Here is a 16,187-nt window from a genome sequence, read left to right as displayed (position 1 = left end):
CCGCGGCCGCGCCCACCCGCCGGGATCGCGCCACCGCCCGGCCGGCCGCCGCCCACCCACTGGACGCCCCGCCGTCACTGTCAGTGGCGCGCGGCACAATGGCACCCATGACCAGCACGCCCGAGCCCGCCCGTCCCGCGAGCAGCGCCCTCGCCCCCGAGATCGCCGCGCGCCTCAAGCGCAGCGCCGACGGACTCGTCCCCGCCATCGCCCAGCAGTACGACACCGGAGAGGTGCTCATGCTCGGCTGGATGGACGACGAGGCGCTGCACCGCACCCTCACCACCGGCCGCTGCACCTACTGGTCCCGCAGCCGCCGCGAGTACTGGGTCAAGGGCGACACCTCCGGCCACTACCAGTGGGTCAGGTCCGTCGCCCTCGACTGCGACGCGGACACCGTGCTCGTCAAGGTCGACCAGGTCGGCGCCGCCTGCCACACCGGCGCCCGCACCTGCTTCGACACCGACGTCCTCCTCACCGAAGCCGCCGCCACCGTCGCCGCCCCCGCCGCCGACGCCGCGGCCGCCGATTCCGGCCTCCCGGCCGCGGGTCAGTAAGGTCAGCCGCCATGGACCTCGAGACGTTCCGCAAGCTGGCCTCCGACCGCCGCGTCATTCCGGTCACCCGCAAGCTCCTCGCCGACGGCGACACCCCGGTCGCGCTCTACCGCAAGCTCGCCGCGGAACGCCCCGGCACCTTCCTCCTGGAGTCCGCGGAGAACGGCCGCACCGCGTTTCGATGGTCCCGGTACTCCTTCGTCGGCGTCCGCAGCGCCGCCACGCTCACCGTGCGGGAGGGCCGCACCCACTGGCTCGGCACCCCGCCCGTCGGCGTCCCCGTCGACGGCGACCCGCTCGCCGCGCTGCGCGCCACCATCGAGACGCTCCACACCCCGCACACCGAGGGCATGCCGCCCTTCACCGGCGGCATGGTCGGCTACCTCGGCTACGACATCGTGCGCCGCCTGGAGAAGGTCGGCCCCGGCGAGCGCGACGACCTGCGGCTCCCCGAACTCACCATGCTCCTGACCAGCGACCTCGCCGTCATGGACCACTGGGAGGGCTCCGTCCTGCTGATCGCCAACGCGATCAACCACAACGACCTCGACACCGGCGTCGACGAGGCCTACGCCGACGCCGTGGCCCGCCTCGACGCCATGGAGGCCGACCTCTCCCGCCCGGTCGCCCAGCCCCCGGCCGTGCTGCCGCCCTCCGAACTCCCCGACTACACCGCCCTGTGGGGCGGCCCCGACTTCCGGGAGGCCGTCGAGGACATCAAGGAGCGCATCCGCGCGGGCGAGGCCTTCCAGGTCGTCCCCTCCCAGCGCTTCGAGACGCCGTGCACGGCGAGCGCGCTGGACGTCTACCGCGTCCTGCGGGCGACGAACCCCTCGCCCTACATGTACCTCTTCCGCTTCGACGGCTTCGACGTCGTGGGCTCCTCCCCGGAGGCCCTCGTCAAGGTCGAGGACGGCCGCGCCATGGTCCACCCCATCGCCGGCACCCGGCACCGCGGGGCCACCCCGCAGGAGGACCAGGCCCTCGCCGACGAACTCCTCGCCGACCCCAAGGAGCGCGCCGAGCACCTCATGCTCGTCGACCTCGGCCGCAACGACCTGGGCCGGGTCTGCGAGCCGGGCTCCGTCGAGGTCGTCGACTTCATGTCCGTCGAGCGGTACTCGCACGTGATGCACATCGTCTCCACCGTCACCGGCAAGGTCGCGCCGGGCCGCACCGCCTTCGACGTCCTCACCGCCTGCTTCCCCGCCGGCACCCTCTCCGGCGCGCCCAAGCCGCGCGCCCTCCAGATCATCGACGAGCTGGAGCCCTCCCGGCGCGGCCTGTACGGCGGCTGCGTCGGCTACCTGGACTTCGCGGGCGACTCGGACACCGCCATCGCCATCCGCACCGCCCTGCTGCGCGACGGCACCGCCTACGTCCAGGCCGGGGCGGGCATCGTCGCCGACTCCGATCCGGTCGCCGAGGACCAGGAGTGCCGCAACAAGGCCGCGGCGGTCCTGCGCGCCGTCCACACCGCCAACCGGCTCGGCTGACAGGGGCGCCTCGCGGCCGGGTCCGCGAACAGAGGCGAACAGATAGGACGCGTCTCACGTGAGCCCCGGGTGCCGGTCTGCCCGGGGTTCAGGCGATAGTGGAGTACGTGACTGCTGCCGTTCCTCCCCCACGCCCCGAATCCCCCGCCGCCCGGTCGAGCCGCCGAAGCCTCGCCGTCGCCCTGCTGAGCGGCGCGCTGGGCTCGGCCGTGACCCTGCTGGCCACCCGCCAGCGCTGGTCCGAGGGCACCGCCACGGTCGCCGGCGGCCCCTTCTCGCTGACCGCCCGGGGCAGCGACGTCACGGGCGTGCCCGCGGCGCTCGCCATAGTGGGCCTGGCCGCGCTCGTCGCCGTCTTCGCCGTCCGCAGGGCCGGCCGGCTCGCCGTCTCCGCCCTGCTCGCGCTCTCCGGCGCGGGGATCATGGCCGCCGCCCTCATCGGCGCCGGCGACAGCTCCGCGCTCGACGAGCAGGCCGCCAGGGCCACCGGCGACACCTCGGCCGCCGTCGCCTCGTTCAGCCACACCGCGTGGCCCTACGCCGCGGCCGTGGGCGGCGCCCTGATCCTCCTCGCCGGACTGCTCGCCCTGCGCCACGGCCGCCGCTGGCCCGCCATGTCGGGCCGCTACGAGCGCGACGGCTCCCCGCGCCCGCGCCGCACGGCCCGGCCCGCCGACCCCGAGCGGCCCGAGGAGATGTGGAAGGCCCTGGACCGGGGCGAGGACCCGACCGGCATGGACCCGGCCTGACCGGCCCGCCGCCCCGCTCCGCGGTGTGGCGAAACAGACTCGACGGGACCCCGACCCCCGCGTCCGGCGCGCCCGCGCGTACGGGACAATGGACGACGAGCGTCCGGCTCGGACGGACACACAGACAGCAATGAGGAGCAAGTCATGGCGGGCAGCAGCCACGGACACACCCCGGCCGCCTGGACCGGTGTCACCATCGCCTTCGTCGGGTTCGCCGTCGCGGGCCTGTTCATGGTGATGGCCGAGCCGATCGGCTTCTGGGCCGGCATGGTGATCGTGGCACTCGGCGGCGTCGTCGGCGCGGCCATGCGCGCCGCGGGCCTGGGCCAGCCGAAGGAGACGCACCCCGTGCACCAGGTCTCGGCGACCGCCAAGCCCGCCGGCGTCGAGGGCTGAGTCCCGCCGGACCTCGTCACTTCGTGACCTGGTGACTTCGTGACCTCGTGAGGGGCGGCCGGCATCCGGCCGCCCCTCACGCGCGCGCGGCGCCCCGCCGGGGCAGAATGCGAGGCGTGAACGCCGACACCCGGCGCGTGACGCCGACCGCCGCGGGCAGACTGGCCGTGCCCGCCGGGATCCTCGCGGCCGTCGCCGCCGCCTTCGCGTACGTGGGGGCCGTCGATCCCCACGAACCCGGCCACTACCCGGTCTGCCCCCTGCTGCGCGTCACCGGCCTGTACTGCCCCGGCTGCGGCGGCCTGCGCAGCGCGCACGCCTTCGTCCACGGGGACCTCGCCGGCGCCCTGCACGACAACGCGATGGCCGTCGTCGCCTACCTGGGCTTCGCGGTCCTGTGGACCGTCTGGGCGATCCGCGCGGCACGCGGACGCCCCATGAGCGTGGAGCTGACCCCGGTGCGGCTGTGGACGCTGGGCGCGGTCCTGCTGGCCTTCACGGTCGTCCGCAACCTGCCCTTCGGCGGCCTGCTGCACCCCTGACCGGCGGCGGGCGTCCCGTGGCGGCGCCTCCCGCCCGCCGCCGGAAGCGGCCGGCCCGAGGGCGCGCGGCGACCGACGCCGACCGGATGCGAGGCCTTCGCCCTCCTCCGGATACCATCGCAGTGACCACCTTTTTCTCCACGGGTCGCTGGAACTGTCCACCGTCTCGCAGGCATCGGAAGGGGGCCGCTCGCGTGAGTGTGCTCGACGAGATCATCGACGGAGTCCGTGCCGACCTCGCGGAGCGGCAGGCGCGCGTCGGCCTCGACGAGCTCAAGGAACGCGCGGCCAAGGCCCCCGCGGCCAAGGACGGCGTCGCCGCGCTCCGGGGCGACGGCGTCAAGGTGATCTGCGAGGTCAAGCGCTCCAGCCCCTCCAAGGGCGCGCTGGCCGCGATCGCCGACCCGGCCGGCCTGGCCGCCGACTACGAGGCGGGCGGCGCGGCCGTCATCTCCGTCCTCACCGAACAGCGCCGCTTCGGCGGCTCGCTCGCCGACCTCGAAGCGGTCCGCGCGCGGGTCGACATCCCCGTGCTGCGCAAGGACTTCATCGTCACCTCGTACCAGCTGTGGGAGGCCCGCGCGTACGGCGCCGACCTCGCGCTGCTGATCGTCGCCGCGCTGGAGCAGTCGGTCCTCGAATCGCTGATCGAGCGTGCCGTCTCCATCGGCCTCACCCCGCTCGTCGAGGTCCACGACGAGGACGAGGTCGACCGCGCGGTCGACGCGGGCGCCAAGGTGATCGGCGTCAACGCCCGCAACCTCAAGACCCTGGAGGTCGACCGGGGCACCTTCGAGCGGGTGGCCCCCGAGATCCCGGCGCACATCGTCAAGATCGCCGAGTCCGGGGTGCGCGGCCCGCACGACCTCATCGCCTACGCCAACGCCGGCGCCGACGCCGTCCTGGTGGGCGAGTCCCTGGTGACCGGGCGCGACCCGAAGACCGCGGTCGCCGACCTGGTGGCGGCCGGCGAACACCCCGCACTGCGCCACGGCCGCGGCTGATCCTTCGCTAGGCTTGCCCCGATGACTCCCACGCCCTCCCGGACGCCCACGGACCGGTACGCCCGCCTCGCGCGCGGCTGCCGCCCCCGTGGCTGCCGCGCGCCCGCCCGCCGGGTGCACGGCCGCCGGGTGCGCTACGTCATCGGGGACGAGCCCGGCCAGGTGAACGGCATGCGATGGCAGCCGCGCCCCTAGGGCGCGGGGAACTGCACGTCGAGCCATGGACGGCCGTCAGCCGTCCGACGACCCCCGCCCCACGGCGCTGTTTCGTGTCCGCACACCAGACCGTCCCACCGTGAGGTTTCCGCATGCCCAGCGAGTTCTTCATTCCCGACCCCGAGGGTCGGGTGCCCACCGCCGAGGGCTACTTCGGCGCGTTCGGCGGCAAGTTCATCCCGGAGGCGCTCGTCGCCGCCGTGGACGAGGTCGCCGTCGAGTACGACAAGGCCAAGCACGACCCCGAGTTCGCCCGTGAGCTGGACGACCTGCTCGTCCACTACACCGGCCGCCCCAGCTCCCTCACCGAGGTGCCGAGGTTCGCCGCACACGCCGGCGGCGCCCGGGTCTTCCTCAAGCGCGAGGACCTCAACCACACCGGCTCCCACAAGATCAACAACGTGCTCGGCCAGGCCCTGCTCACCAAGCGCATGGGCAAGACCCGCGTCATCGCCGAGACCGGCGCGGGCCAGCACGGCGTCGCCACCGCCACCGCCTGCGCCCTCTTCGGGCTCGACTGCACCATCTACATGGGCGAGATCGACACCCAGCGCCAGGCCCTCAACGTGGCCCGGATGCGCATGCTGGGCGCCGAGGTCGTCGCGGTGAAGTCCGGCAGCCGCACGCTGAAGGACGCCATCAACGAGGCCTTCCGCGACTGGGTCGCCAACGTCGACCGCACCCACTACCTCTTCGGCACCGTCGCCGGACCGCACCCCTTCCCGGCGATGGTCCGCGACTTCCACCGCGTCATCGGCGTCGAGGCCCGCCGCCAGATCCTGGAGCGCGCCGGACGCCTGCCCGACGCCGCCGTCGCCTGCGTCGGCGGCGGCTCCAACGCCATCGGCCTCTTCCACGCCTTCATCCCGGACGCCGGGGTGCGCCTGATCGGCTGCGAACCGGCCGGACACGGGGTGGAGACCGGCGAGCACGCGGCGACCCTCACCGCGGGCGAGCCCGGCATCCTGCACGGCTCGCGCTCCTACGTCCTCCAGGACGACGAGGGCCAGATCACCGAGCCCTACTCCATCTCGGCGGGCCTGGACTACCCGGGCATCGGCCCCGAGCACTCCTACCTCAAGGACACCGGCCGCGGCGAGTACCGCGCGGTCACCGACGACGCGGCCATGCAGGCGCTGCGCCTGCTGTCGCGCACCGAGGGCATCATCCCGGCCATCGAGAGCGCCCACGCGCTCGCCGGCGCCCTGGAGGTCGGCCGGGAACTCGGCCCGGACGGGCTGATCGTCGTCAACCTGTCCGGTCGCGGCGACAAGGACATGGACACGGCCGCCCGGTACTTCGGGCTGTACGACACCGACGCCGAGGTCGCAGCCGACGCGGCCGACACCGCGGAGATCGAGGGGGACGCCAAGTGAGCGGGAACATCCAGCTGCTGTCGGACACCCTCGCCGCCGCGAAGGCCGAGGACCGCGCCGCGCTCATCGCCTACCTCCCGGCCGGGTTCCCGACCGTGGACGGCGGCATCGAGGCGGTCAAGGCCGTCCTGGACGGCGGCGCGGACGTGGTCGAGGTCGGACTGCCGCACAGCGACCCGGTCCTCGACGGCCCGGTCATCCAGACCGCCGACGACATCGCCCTGCGCGGCGGGGTGCGCATCGCGGACGTCATGCGCACGGTCCGCGAGGCGTTCGAGGCCACCGGCAGGCCGATCCTGGTCATGACGTACTGGAACCCCATCGACCGCTACGGCGTCGAGCGGTTCACCGCCGAGCTGGCCGAGGCGGGCGGCGCGGGCTGCATCCTGCCCGACCTGCCCGTGCAGGAGTCCGCGCTGTGGAGGGAGCACGCCGACAAGCACGGCCTCGCGACCGTCTTCGTCGTGGCGCCGAGCAGCCAGGACGCGCGCCTGGCGCAGATCACCGCAGCGGGCAGCGGCTTCGTCTACGCGGCCTCGCTGATGGGCGTCACCGGCACCCGTGAGTCGGTGGGCGAGCAGGCCCACGACCTGGTGGAGCGGACCCGGGCCACCGGCTCCGGCCTGCCGGTCTGCGTCGGCCTCGGCGTCTCCGACGCCCGGCAGGCCGCCGAGGTGGCCGGCTTCGCCGACGGCGTGATCGTCGGCTCGGCCTTCGTCAAGCGGATGCTGGACGCTGCGGACGACGCGGCCGGCGTCGAAGCGGTCCGCGCCCTCGCGGGCGAACTGGCGAAGGGCGTGCGCCGCCAGGCGTGACCAGCGGGTCGGTCACCCGAACGGGTGGACCTGGGATCGGGGAGGCGCAATGCGCCTCCCCGGTTCGTTCTGGGGGTGTGAGCGAGAAGAATCGTGACGGAAAGCGCAACGCCCGCGAACGGCTGGCCGCGGAGCGAGAGAAGCACAAGGCCGCCGAACGGCGCCGGCGCACACTGATCGTCGGCGCGAGCGTGGTCTGCGTGCTCGGCCTGGCCGCGGTGATCGGCGTCGTCGCCGCGAACTCCGGCAAGGACGACGGCGAGAAGAAGGCGGGCCCGGTCGTGGCCCCCTCCGGGGCCCAGGGCCAGGACGCGCTGGCGATCCCCGTGGGCAAGGAGGGCGCCAAGTCCACGCTCACGGTGTGGGAGGACTTCCGCTGCCCCGCCTGCAAGGGGTTCGAGACGGCGTACCGGCCCACGGTCCACGAACTGGCGGACGCCGGAAAGCTCAGGGTCGAGTACCACCTGGCCACCCTCATCGACGGGAACATGGGCGGCAGCGGCTCCCGCCGGGCGGCCAACGCGGCGGCCTGCGCCCAGGACGCCGGCAAGTTCGCCGCCTACCACGACGTGCTGTACGAGAACCAGCCCGAGGAGACGAAGGACGCCTACGCCGACAACGGCAGGCTGATCGAACTCGCGGGCAAGGTCGACGGACTCGACACGCCCGCCTTCCGCGCCTGCGTCCGCGACGGCACGCACGACACCTGGGTCGTGAAGTCCGACCAGGCCTTCCGCAACGGCCACTTCGGCGGCACCCCGACCGTGCTGTTCAACGGCAAGAACATCTACCAGGACCAGTCGATGACACCGGCGAAGCTGAAGCGGATGGTGGAGGAGGCGGACCAGGGGTGAGCACGGAGGTAAGGCCTCTTCACACCCGCCCGTTATGGAGCCGTAGCCGGGCTGCCCGCCGTCGGCCCGGCCCGGCACGGTAGCGTCGACCCTGCCATGGAACTTGCCTACATTCCCAGCCCGTCGCACGGGGTGCTGTACCTCGGCCCCGTACCGCTGCGCGGCTACGCGTTCTGCATCATCATCGGCGTCTTCGTCGCGGTCTGGCTCGGCAACCGGCGCTGGGTCGCCCGGGGCGGGCGGGTCGGGACGGTGGCCGACATCGCCGTCTGGGCGGTGCCCTTCGGCCTGGTCGGCGGCCGGCTCTACCACGTGATCACGGACTACGAGCTGTACTTCAGCGAGGGCCGCGACTGGGTGGACGCCTTCAAGGTGTGGGAGGGCGGCCTCGGCATCTGGGGCGCGATCGCCCTCGGCGCGGTGGGCGCCTGGATCGGCTGCCGGCGCCGGGGCATCCCGCTGCCCGCGTACGCCGACGCCATCGCGCCCGGCATCGCCCTCGCGCAGGCGATCGGCCGCTGGGGCAACTGGTTCAACCAGGAGCTGTACGGCAAGGAGACCGACCTGCCCTGGGCCCTGCACATCACGTCCTCCGCGGACGGCCGGGTGCCGGGCTACTACCACCCGACGTTCCTGTACGAGTCGCTGTGGTGCGTCGGCGTCGCCCTCCTCGTCATCTGGGCCGACCGCCGCTTCAAGCTGGGCCACGGCCGGGCGTTCGCCCTGTACGTCGCGGCGTACTGCGTGGGCCGCGCGTGGATCGAGTACATGCGGGTCGACGACGCCCACCACATTCTGGGCCTGCGCCTGAACGACTGGACCGCGCTGGTCGTCTTCCTGCTCGCGGTGGCGTACATCGTCGTCTCGGCGAAGAAGCGCCCCGGACGCGAGGCGGTCGTCGAGCCGGGAGCGGACGCCTCCGGCGACACGGCCGGGACCGGAACGGACGGCGAAACCGGCGAAGCCGCGGAGACCGCGTCGAAGGACGAGGCCGGGGCGGAGAGCCCCGCGGAGAGCGTGAGCGCCGCGAAGAAGGCGGAGAAGGACCCGGCGAAGACCGGCTCCGGGGACGAACCCGCCGCCGCGAAGTCCTCGGACGCGAAGCCTTCGGACGTGAAGGCCGGTACGGACGCCGAGACCGGCGCGGCGGGCGACGGCGCGGGGGAAGCCGGGACCGCCGGCGACGGCGTGAAGAAGGACGAAGCGGAGTCGGCCGGCAAGAAGGCCTGACGGCCGAGGGCACGACGACGGTACGAGACGAGGGGCGCCCGAGTTCGCTGGGCGCCCCTCGCCGTGTGTCCGGGCGCGTTCAGTCGCCGCGCGCCGCGAGCGACAGGGTGCGCCGGGCGGCCGCCACCACGGCCGCGTCGACGAAGCGGCCGTCCGGGAGGGCCTGGGCGCCCCGGTCGGTGGCCGCCGCCTTCACGATCGTCTCGGCGTCCTCCAGTTCCTGCTGGGTGGGCAGGTAGGCCCGTTCGATGATCGGGAGCTGGCGGGGGTGGATGGCGGCGCGGCCCAGGAAGCCGAGGGTGCGGCCGTGGGCGCAGCTGACGGCGAGGCCGTCCAGGTCCCGGATGTCGGGGTGGACCGACTGGGGCGGCGGCGCCAGGCCCGCGGCCCGGGCGGCGACGATCACGCGGGAGCGGGACCAGTCGAGACCGGCGTCGGCGCGGACGCCCAGGTCGGCGCGGAGGTCGGCCTCGCCGAGGGCGATGCCGCGCAGGGCGGGGTGGGCGGAGGCGATGGCGTAGGCGTGTTCGACGCCGAGGGCCGTCTCCAGCAGGGCGTGCAGCGGGACGGCCGCGCCGTCGGCCCGTGACGCGGTCCGCGCGGCGCGGGTGATCTGGTGCGGCGAGGTCACCTTGGGCAGGCGCACGCCGTGCACGCCGGGCAGGGCGGCCAGCGTGCGCAGGTCCGCCGCGGCGAACGGCGTGTCCAGGGCGTTGACCCGCACGTGGACGGGGACCGGCTGGGGTTCGCTCAGGCGCTCGGCGGTGGCGGCGCGGGCGTACTCCTTGCGGTCCGGGGCGACCGCGTCCTCCAGGTCGACGATGACGACGTCGGCGCCGCAGCCGAGGGCCTTGGTGACGGTCTGCGGACGGTCGCCGGGGACGTACAGCCAGGTCAGCTGGGGTGTCGTCATACGGCGCCCTCCGCGCGCAGAGCGGTCAGCTCGGCCGGGGTCAGGCCCAGCTCGGTCAGCACGGCCTCCGTGTCGGCGCCGTGCGGCCGGCCGGCCCAGCGGATCGCGCCGGGGGTCGCCGAGAGGCGGAAGAGGACGTTCTGCATGCGGACGCGGCCCAGTTCCGGGTCGTCGACGGCGGTGATCGTGTCGAGGGCCTGGTACTGGGGGTCGGTCATGACGTCCCGTACGTCCTGGACGGGGGCGACGGCGGCCTCGGCCTTCTCGAAGGCGGCCAGGACGTCGGTGCGGGTGCGGGCGGCGATCCAGGCGCCGACCGCGTCGTCGAGGACGTCGGCGTGCGCGGCCCGGTCGGCGCCCGTCGCGAACCAGGGCTCGTCGATCAGGTCGGGCCGGCCGACCAGGTGCATCACCCGTTCCGCGACGGACTGCGCCGAGGTCGACACGGCGACCCACTCCCCGTCGGCCGTGCGGTAGGTGTTGCGGGGCGCGTTGTTCGCGGACCGGTTGCCGGTGCGGGCCTGGACGTAGCCGAGCTGGTCGTACCAGAGGGGCTGGGGTCCGAGCACGGTGAGGATGGGCTCGATGATCGCCATGTCGACGACCTGGCCCTCGCCGGTGCGGTCGCGGGCGGCGAGGGCCGTCATCACGGCGTAGGCGGTGGCCAGGCCGGCGATCGAGTCGGCCAGGCCGAACGGGGGCAGGGTCGGCGCGGCGTCCGGCTCCCCGGTGATGGCCGCGAACCCGCTCATCGCCTCGGCGAGGGTGCCGAAGCCGGGACGGTGCGCGTACGGGCCGAACTGGCCGAAGGCGGTGACCCGGGCGAGGACCAGCCGCGGGTTGACGGCCGACAGCTCCTCCCAGCCGAGGTCCCACTTCTCCAGGGTGCCCGGCCGGAAGTTCTCGACGATCACGTCGGCGGTGGCGGCCAGCCGCAGCAGGGTGGCGCGCCCGCCGGGCCTGGACAGGTTCAGGGTGACGGTGCGCTTGTTGCGGCCGAGGAGTTTCCACCACAGGCCCACGCCGTCCTTGGCGGGGCCGTGACCGCGGGACGGGTCGGGCCGGCCCGGGTGCTCGACCTTGACGACGTCCGCGCCGAAGTCGCCGAGCAGGGTGGCGGCGAGGGGCCCGGCGAAGAGGGTGGCCAGGTCGAGGACGCGCACACCGTGCAGGGGAGGAGTCGTCCCGGTCATGAGGCGTACCGCGTCTCGATCTCGGAGCGGTAGGGCATCGAGGCGGACGCGCCGGGGCGTTGCACCGACAGCGCGGCCGCGGCGGCCGCCCAGGCGAGCGCCTCGCGCACCGGGCGGTCCTCGCCGAGGGCGACGGCGAGGGCGCCGACGAAGGTGTCGCCCGCACCGGTCGAGTCGACGGCGGTGACGTGCGGGGCGGGGACGGTCAGGGGCTCGGCGCCGCGGGCCGCGTACAGGCTGCCGGCCGCGCCCAGCGTGATGATGACCTCCGGCACGCTGTCCAGCAGGGCGCGGGCCGCCTCGTACGGGTCGGTGCGCCCGGTGAGCGCGGCCGCCTCGTGCTCGTTGGGGATCAACAGGTCGGTGGCGGCGAGGAGTTCGGGCGGCAGCGGTTGGACGGGGGCGGGGGTGAGGATCGTCCTGACGCCGTGGGCGCGGGCAGCCCGGGCGCCCGCGACGGCCGCGGCCACCGGGACCTCGAGTTGCAGCAGGAGGGCGTCGGCGGAGGCGATGAGGCCTTCGTCGCCGGGGGCGAGGTGGTCGACGGTGGCGTTGGCGCCGGGCACGACGACGATGGCGTTGCCGCCCTCGTCGTCGACGACGATGTGCGCGGTGCCCGAGGGCGCCTCGACGGTGCGCAGGTGGTCGGTGTTGACGCCCGAGTGTTCCAGCGTGGAGCGCAGCCGCGCGCCGAAGGCGTCGTTGCCGACGGCGCCGATCATCGAGACCGTGCCGCCCGCGTGGGCGGCGGCGACCGCCTGGTTGGCGCCCTTGCCGCCGGGGATCGTGCGGAACTCCCGTCCCGTCACGGTCTCTCCGCGCTGCGGGGGTTTCTCGACGTAGGCGACGAGGTCCATGTTCGTGCTGCCGAGCACGACGATGTCGGTCATGGGCGGGACGCCTCCCGGTGGGTGAGGGACCAGGTCAGGTGGGCCAGGGTGTCGAAGCCGACGCCGTCGAGGTCGGCGACGGAGGTGGCCAGCCGGTTCTTGAGGGGGGCCGTCCAGTGGTCGGGCAGGGCGGCCGGGTCGCCGGCGAGGAGGGCGGCGACACTGCCGGCCGTCGCGCCGGCCGAGTCGGTGTCCAGGCCGCCGGCCACGGCGCCGTGCACGGAGCGGGTGAAGTCGCCGTCCGCGTGGGTGAGGGCGGCGGCGATCAGGGCGGTGTTGGGCACGGCGTGGACCCAGTGGGACGCCCCGTGCACGGCGTGCAGTTCGTCCACGACGGTGTCGAAGCCGTCGGGGCCGGGGTGTTCCCCGGCGAGCCGGACGGCGTGCGCGACGGCCCGGTGGAGGCGCGAGCGCGGGGGGACCACGGTCAGTCCGGTGCGCAGACAGGCGTGGACGTCCCTGTCGCCGGCCGCGGCCGCGGCGATGACGGCCGCCGTGAACATCGCCGCGTAGACGCCGTTGGCGGTGTGGGTGAGACAGGCGTCGCGGTGGGCCTGTTCCGCGGCGGCGGCCGGGTCGCCGGGGTTGGTCCAGCCGTGGACGTCGGCGCGGATCAGGGCGCCGATCCACTCGCGGAAGGGGTTGCGGTGGCGGGCGGTGTGCGGGGGTTCGACGCCGCAGAGGAGGTTGCGCAGGGCGATGCGCTCGGCGGTGAAGGCGCGGCCGGGCGGGAGGTGGTCGAGCCAGAGCCGGGCGACGTCCGCGGTGGTGAAGTCCCTGCCGTGGCGTTGCAGCAGGAGCAGGTTGAGCAGCGGGTAGTCGAGGTCGTCGTCCTCGGGCATGCCGTCGATGTTCTCGGCGAGGGAGGTGCCCGCCGAGCGGCGGTTCCAGGGGTGGGCCCCGAGGAGGGCTTCGGGGACTCCCCGGGCGGTGAAGTAGCCGGTCAGGGGCCAGTTCCCGGTGGCGCGGGCGAGTGCGCGGACGGCGTCGAGGGGGAGTTTCTCGACGGGTTTGCCGAGCAGGCAGCCGACGGCACGGCCCAGCCAGGCCGCCTCCAGCCGGAGCGGGGTGACGGCCGGGGGAGGGACGTCGTCCGGCCGAGCCGGCCACTGCGGGCACAGGGCCCTGATCTCCTCCAGTTCCGTCGGCTCGTCCTCCGTCGATCTGCCGGGCAGGTCGGCCAGTTCGTCCAGGAGGTCCTCGGCGAGCAGGCGCAGGTAGCGGGAGGCGCGCTGCGGGGACGCGCCCGCCCGCTCCGGCGCCTCGCAGCCGCCTGCGGCCTTCCAGCGGGCGGCGATCGCGCCCGCCTCCCGGCCGTCCTCGGCGGCCTGGCGCAGCTCGTGGCCGAGGAGGTCCTCCGGCTGGACCCAGGTCAGTCGGAGCATGTCGTGCCTCCCAGTGCGTGAAACGCCTGCTCGTGGGCGCGACGGCGGTCCACGTCGCGGGCGAAGACCTCCCGGGCGACCTCGGCGAGTGTCGCCGCGGGCTGCCAGAGGTCGAGCCGGCTGGCGTCGGCGACCTGCTTGGACCACTCGTCCGGGACGGGCGAGCCCAGGGCGCCGGCCAGCGCTCCCGCCATGGTGGCGATGGAGTCGCAGTCGCGGCCGTAGTTCACCGAGCCGAGCACCGCCTGCCGGTAGTCGCCGCCGGCCGCCAGCAACATGCCGAGGGCGACCGGGAGTTCCTCGATCGCGTGGATCCGGGAGGGCCGGCGGGCGGCCAGCGAGGGCCGGCGGTAGTCGGGCCCGACCGTGTCGAAGGGCGCCACCGCCTCCCGCAGCGGGACGAGCGCGGACTCGACGTCGGTGTGCCGGGCGGCCGTCTCGCAGACCGCCTCGATCGCCGCGCGGGTGCCGTCCTTCGCGAGGGACAGACAGCTCGCGACCACCGAGTCCGGCGTCGCCCCCGGCGCGCAGGCCGCTGCCACGGCCGCCGCGAAGACCCCTGCCGCCTCACGGCCGTACGACGACTGGTGGGCGCCCGCGACGTCCAGCGCCTCGGCGTACGCGCGCGCCGGACCGGCCGCGTTGACCAGCCCCACGGGGGCCATGTACATCGCGGCGCCGCAGTTGACGATGTTGCCGACGCCAGCCTCGCGCGGGTCGGCGTGAGCGTAGTGGAGCCGGGCCACCAGCCATTTCTCCGCGAGGAAGATCCGGTGCAGGGGGAGCGCCCGCGCCTCCAGCTCCGGGATCCAGCGGGGCGTCGTCATCAGGTCCGCCACCAGGTGGTCGGCGACGGCGTAGGCGTCCAGGTGGTCGCGCACGGTGGCGTAGACCCTGATCAGGGCGTGCGTCATCAGGGTGTCGTCGGTGACGTGCCCGTCGCCCTTGTGGTACGGCGCGAGGGGGCGGGCGGTGCGCCAGTCGTCGCCGTCCCAGGGGCCGACGATGCCGTGGATCCGGCCGCCGTGCCGCTGGAGGATCTGCTCGGGGGAGTAGCCCTCGACGGGGCCGCCGAGGGCGTCTCCCACGGCGGCCCCCACCAGGGCGCCGGTGACACGTTCGTCCAGCGTCGCGCCATTGCTCTGTGATGCTTTGGGCGTCATGTCCCGAATCATCCTCCTGGCGGGGCCGGTTGCGCGGCTTCCAGGAGTTCGGCGAGTTCCACCAGGTCGGTCCCAGTGAGCCGGGGGAGCGCGCAGCCGGAGAGGACGCGGCAGCTGTCGCGCCACGCGGCGGGGATGGCGTCGCCGCCGCCCAGCGCGCCCGTCAGCGCGCCGGCCAGCGCGGGGGCCGAGTCCGCGACCCGGGACAGACAGGCCGCGGCCGGGACCGCCTCGCCGACGCGGCCGCCGGAGGCCGTCGCCAGCGCGAGCGCCACGGGGACCGTCTCCGCCGCCGCGATGCCGTAGCTGTAGACGTGGTCGACGATCTGGTGCTCCAGCAGGGGGACGAGGGCGAAGGCGCTGTCGGCGTCCCGGGCCAGCCGGAGCGCGTGCCGGGCGTTGCGGCCGATCTCGGTGTGCTCGGGCAGCTCGGCGAGCGCGGCCGTCACGCACTCCTCGGGGTCCGCGCCCACGAGGGCCAGCGCGAGGGCCGCCGCCATCGCGCGCGCTCCGTGCACGCCGTCGCCGTCCTGGGTGTAGCGGGCGTCGAACTCGGCGAGTTCGGCGGCGAGCCGGGGGTCGCCGGGGTGGGCCACGGCCAGGACGCAGGCGCGTACGCAGGCCGCGTCGTCGAAGTAGTGGGGGTTGTCGTGGCCGGTGGCCGGGGGGCGCAGACCGGCGGCGAGGTTGCCCAGGCCGGCCCGGACGGAGATGCGGGCGCGCAGCGGCAGGACGGCGGACTCCACCTCGGGCGCGCGGTCGGCCGCCGCCGCGACCTCGCAGGCGATCGCGTTCCAGGCGAGGTCGATCGCGGCGCGTGTGCGGCGCTCCCGGCTCAGGTCGCCCAGGGCGGTGTCGTCGCCGGCCCGCAGCACCGCCTCGGCCGCGAACGCCGCCCACTCGGCGTCGTCGGAGGGGCCCAGCCGCAGGGGCTCGGGGGGCTGGTTCAGGGCGATGGGCACGGGGAGGGTGGTCGTCGCGTTGTGCTCGGCGAAGGTGTCCAGCTCGCGGGTGAGGCGGCGGGTCCACTCGGGCATCCGGGCCGCGCGGTGCCGCGCGGCGGGCCACCCGGCGGCGTCCCCCGCGGCGAGGCCCAGCAGCAGCCCGACGATCCGCCGCGCGGGACGCGGAGCGCGCGGGTGCGCGCCGGCGGAACGGCCGGCGGCCCCGGCTCCCTCGTCGATCTCACGGACGCCGCCGACGGCGCGGGCGCGGGTTCCCCCGCCGCCGACGGCGCGGTCTCCGTTCATCTCGCGGGCGCCGCGTGCGCCTGTGTCACGGGCGCGGCTCGCATCCGCCTCGCCCGTGCGGTCCGCGGGGGCCGGTCCGGGCGTCCGCGGCGAGGCGTCCCGCGCCCGGGTGGCCGGGGTGGGGGCTTCGTGCGCCGGGGCGTCCTGCGCGGGCGCTG

The 16,187-nt window shown here is 74.8% G+C and carries 16 protein-coding genes and 1 pseudogene; 11 read left to right on the top strand and 6 right to left on the bottom strand.

Translation table 11 applies throughout. The features are described from left to right. Nucleotides 1-107 precede the first annotated feature (107 nt). The 11 genes and pseudogenes from hisI to lgt form a co-directional block, all read left to right on the top strand. A complete protein-coding gene (gene hisI / locus OG802_RS09080) occupies nt 108-557 on the top strand; it encodes a phosphoribosyl-AMP cyclohydrolase (protein WP_329408874.1) in 450 nt (149 codons plus the stop codon). A gap of 11 nt (nt 558-568) precedes the next feature. Next, complete coding sequence (locus tag OG802_RS09075) at nt 569-2,053, top strand: anthranilate synthase component I (protein ID WP_329408873.1); 1,485 nt, start codon at nt 569-571, stop codon at nt 2,051-2,053. A 98-nt stretch (nt 2,054-2,151) separates the two neighbouring features. Continuing rightward, entirely contained in the window at nt 2,152-2,802 is a 651-nt protein-coding gene (locus OG802_RS09070) for a TIGR02234 family membrane protein (protein ID WP_329408871.1), read from the top strand. A gap of 144 nt (nt 2,803-2,946) precedes the next feature. After that, on the top strand, nt 2,947-3,198 hold the full coding sequence (locus tag OG802_RS09065; RefSeq protein ID WP_329408870.1) for an HGxxPAAW family protein: 252 nt from the start codon (nt 2,947-2,949) through the stop codon (nt 3,196-3,198). Nucleotides 3,199-3,305: 107 nt separating this feature from the next. Continuing rightward, nucleotides 3,306-3,740 carry a DUF2752 domain-containing protein gene (locus tag OG802_RS09060; RefSeq protein ID WP_329408868.1) on the top strand — a complete coding sequence of 145 codons (435 nt, stop codon included), beginning with the start codon at nt 3,306-3,308 and terminating at the stop codon, nt 3,738-3,740. A gap of 194 nt (nt 3,741-3,934) precedes the next feature. Then, nucleotides 3,935-4,744 carry an indole-3-glycerol phosphate synthase TrpC gene (gene trpC / locus OG802_RS09055; RefSeq protein ID WP_329408866.1) on the top strand — a complete coding sequence of 270 codons (810 nt, stop codon included), beginning with the start codon at nt 3,935-3,937 and terminating at the stop codon, nt 4,742-4,744. A gap of 21 nt (nt 4,745-4,765) precedes the next feature. Continuing rightward, on the top strand, nt 4,766-4,939 hold the full coding sequence (gene trpM, locus OG802_RS09050; protein ID WP_329408864.1) for a tryptophan biosynthesis modulator TrpM: 174 nt from the start codon (nt 4,766-4,768) through the stop codon (nt 4,937-4,939). Nucleotides 4,940-5,052: 113 nt separating this feature from the next. Then, nucleotides 5,053-6,336, top strand: coding sequence for a tryptophan synthase subunit beta (trpB, locus tag OG802_RS09045; RefSeq protein WP_329408863.1), 1,284 nt, complete (start codon nt 5,053-5,055; stop codon nt 6,334-6,336). Beyond that, nucleotides 6,333-7,151, top strand: coding sequence for a tryptophan synthase subunit alpha (gene trpA / locus OG802_RS09040; RefSeq protein ID WP_329408861.1), 819 nt, complete (start codon nt 6,333-6,335; stop codon nt 7,149-7,151). The genes trpB and trpA overlap by 4 nt, the downstream gene beginning before the upstream one ends. 77 nt (nt 7,152-7,228) lie before the next feature. Continuing rightward, nucleotides 7,229-8,005, top strand: coding sequence for a DsbA family protein (locus OG802_RS09035; protein ID WP_329408859.1), 777 nt, complete (start codon nt 7,229-7,231; stop codon nt 8,003-8,005). A gap of 96 nt (nt 8,006-8,101) precedes the next feature. Next, nucleotides 8,102-8,921 (top strand): annotated as a pseudogene (gene lgt, locus OG802_RS09030) (prolipoprotein diacylglyceryl transferase); the annotation flags it as partial. Nucleotides 8,922-9,314: 393 nt separating this feature from the next. Here the strand turns inward: lgt and OG802_RS09025 are convergent. Genes OG802_RS09025 through OG802_RS09000 form a run of 6 tightly spaced genes read right to left on the bottom strand, consistent with a single transcriptional unit; the run spans nt 9,315 to nt 16,029 of the window. Further along, nucleotides 9,315-10,148, bottom strand: a complete 834-nt coding sequence (locus OG802_RS09025) for an HpcH/HpaI aldolase/citrate lyase family protein (RefSeq protein ID WP_329408856.1) — start codon at nt 10,146-10,148, stop codon at nt 9,315-9,317. Continuing rightward, nucleotides 10,145-11,341: a CaiB/BaiF CoA transferase family protein gene (locus OG802_RS09020; RefSeq protein ID WP_329408854.1), complete on the bottom strand. Its 1,197-nt coding sequence runs from the start codon at nt 11,339-11,341 to the stop codon at nt 10,145-10,147. Before OG802_RS09020 ends, OG802_RS09025 begins: the two co-directional genes overlap by 4 nt. Continuing rightward, nucleotides 11,338-12,231 carry a ribokinase gene (gene rbsK / locus OG802_RS09015; RefSeq protein ID WP_329408852.1) on the bottom strand — a complete coding sequence of 298 codons (894 nt, stop codon included), beginning with the start codon at nt 12,229-12,231 and terminating at the stop codon, nt 11,338-11,340. The genes OG802_RS09020 and rbsK overlap by 4 nt, the downstream gene beginning before the upstream one ends. Next, nucleotides 12,228-13,616 carry an ADP-ribosylglycohydrolase family protein gene (locus OG802_RS09010; protein WP_329408851.1) on the bottom strand — a complete coding sequence of 463 codons (1,389 nt, stop codon included), beginning with the start codon at nt 13,614-13,616 and terminating at the stop codon, nt 12,228-12,230. The genes rbsK and OG802_RS09010 overlap by 4 nt, the downstream gene beginning before the upstream one ends. Then, on the bottom strand, nt 13,604-14,779 hold the full coding sequence (locus OG802_RS09005) for an ADP-ribosylglycohydrolase family protein (RefSeq protein WP_329408849.1): 1,176 nt from the start codon (nt 14,777-14,779) through the stop codon (nt 13,604-13,606). Before OG802_RS09005 ends, OG802_RS09010 begins: the two co-directional genes overlap by 13 nt. An 8-nt stretch (nt 14,780-14,787) precedes the next feature. Beyond that, complete coding sequence (locus tag OG802_RS09000; RefSeq protein WP_443055439.1) at nt 14,788-16,029, bottom strand: ADP-ribosylglycohydrolase family protein; 1,242 nt, start codon at nt 16,027-16,029, stop codon at nt 14,788-14,790. Nucleotides 16,030-16,187 lie beyond the last annotated feature (158 nt).

This window comes from Streptomyces sp. NBC_00704 (genome assembly GCF_036226605.1).
Classification (GTDB): Bacteria; Actinomycetota; Actinomycetes; order Streptomycetales; family Streptomycetaceae; genus Streptomyces.
Note: the sequence above shows the minus strand (reverse complement) of the source record. Positions and strands in the feature narration are given on the sequence as shown.

Coding starts and splice junctions, on each gene's coding strand:
- hisI (WP_329408874.1), top strand. CDS start 108: ATGACCAGCACGCCCGAGCCCGCCCGTCCCGCGAGCAGCGCCCTCGCC.
- OG802_RS09075 (WP_329408873.1), top strand. CDS start 569: ATGGACCTCGAGACGTTCCGCAAGCTGGCCTCCGACCGCCGCGTCATT.
- OG802_RS09065 (WP_329408870.1), top strand. CDS start 2,947: ATGGCGGGCAGCAGCCACGGACACACCCCGGCCGCCTGGACCGGTGTC.
- OG802_RS09060 (WP_329408868.1), top strand. CDS start 3,306: ATGCGAGGCGTGAACGCCGACACCCGGCGCGTGACGCCGACCGCCGCG.
- trpM (WP_329408864.1), top strand. CDS start 4,766: ATGACTCCCACGCCCTCCCGGACGCCCACGGACCGGTACGCCCGCCTC.
- trpB (WP_329408863.1), top strand. CDS start 5,053: ATGCCCAGCGAGTTCTTCATTCCCGACCCCGAGGGTCGGGTGCCCACC.
- OG802_RS09025 (WP_329408856.1), bottom strand. CDS start 10,148: ATGACGACACCCCAGCTGACCTGGCTGTACGTCCCCGGCGACCGTCCG.
- OG802_RS09020 (WP_329408854.1), bottom strand. CDS start 11,341: ATGACCGGGACGACTCCTCCCCTGCACGGTGTGCGCGTCCTCGACCTG.
- rbsK (WP_329408852.1), bottom strand. CDS start 12,231: ATGACCGACATCGTCGTGCTCGGCAGCACGAACATGGACCTCGTCGCC.
- OG802_RS09010 (WP_329408851.1), bottom strand. CDS start 13,616: ATGCTCCGACTGACCTGGGTCCAGCCGGAGGACCTCCTCGGCCACGAG.
- OG802_RS09005 (WP_329408849.1), bottom strand. CDS start 14,779: ATGACGCCCAAAGCATCACAGAGCAATGGCGCGACGCTGGACGAACGT.
- OG802_RS09000 (WP_443055439.1), bottom strand. CDS start 16,029: ATGAACGGAGACCGCGCCGTCGGCGGCGGGGGAACCCGCGCCCGCGCC.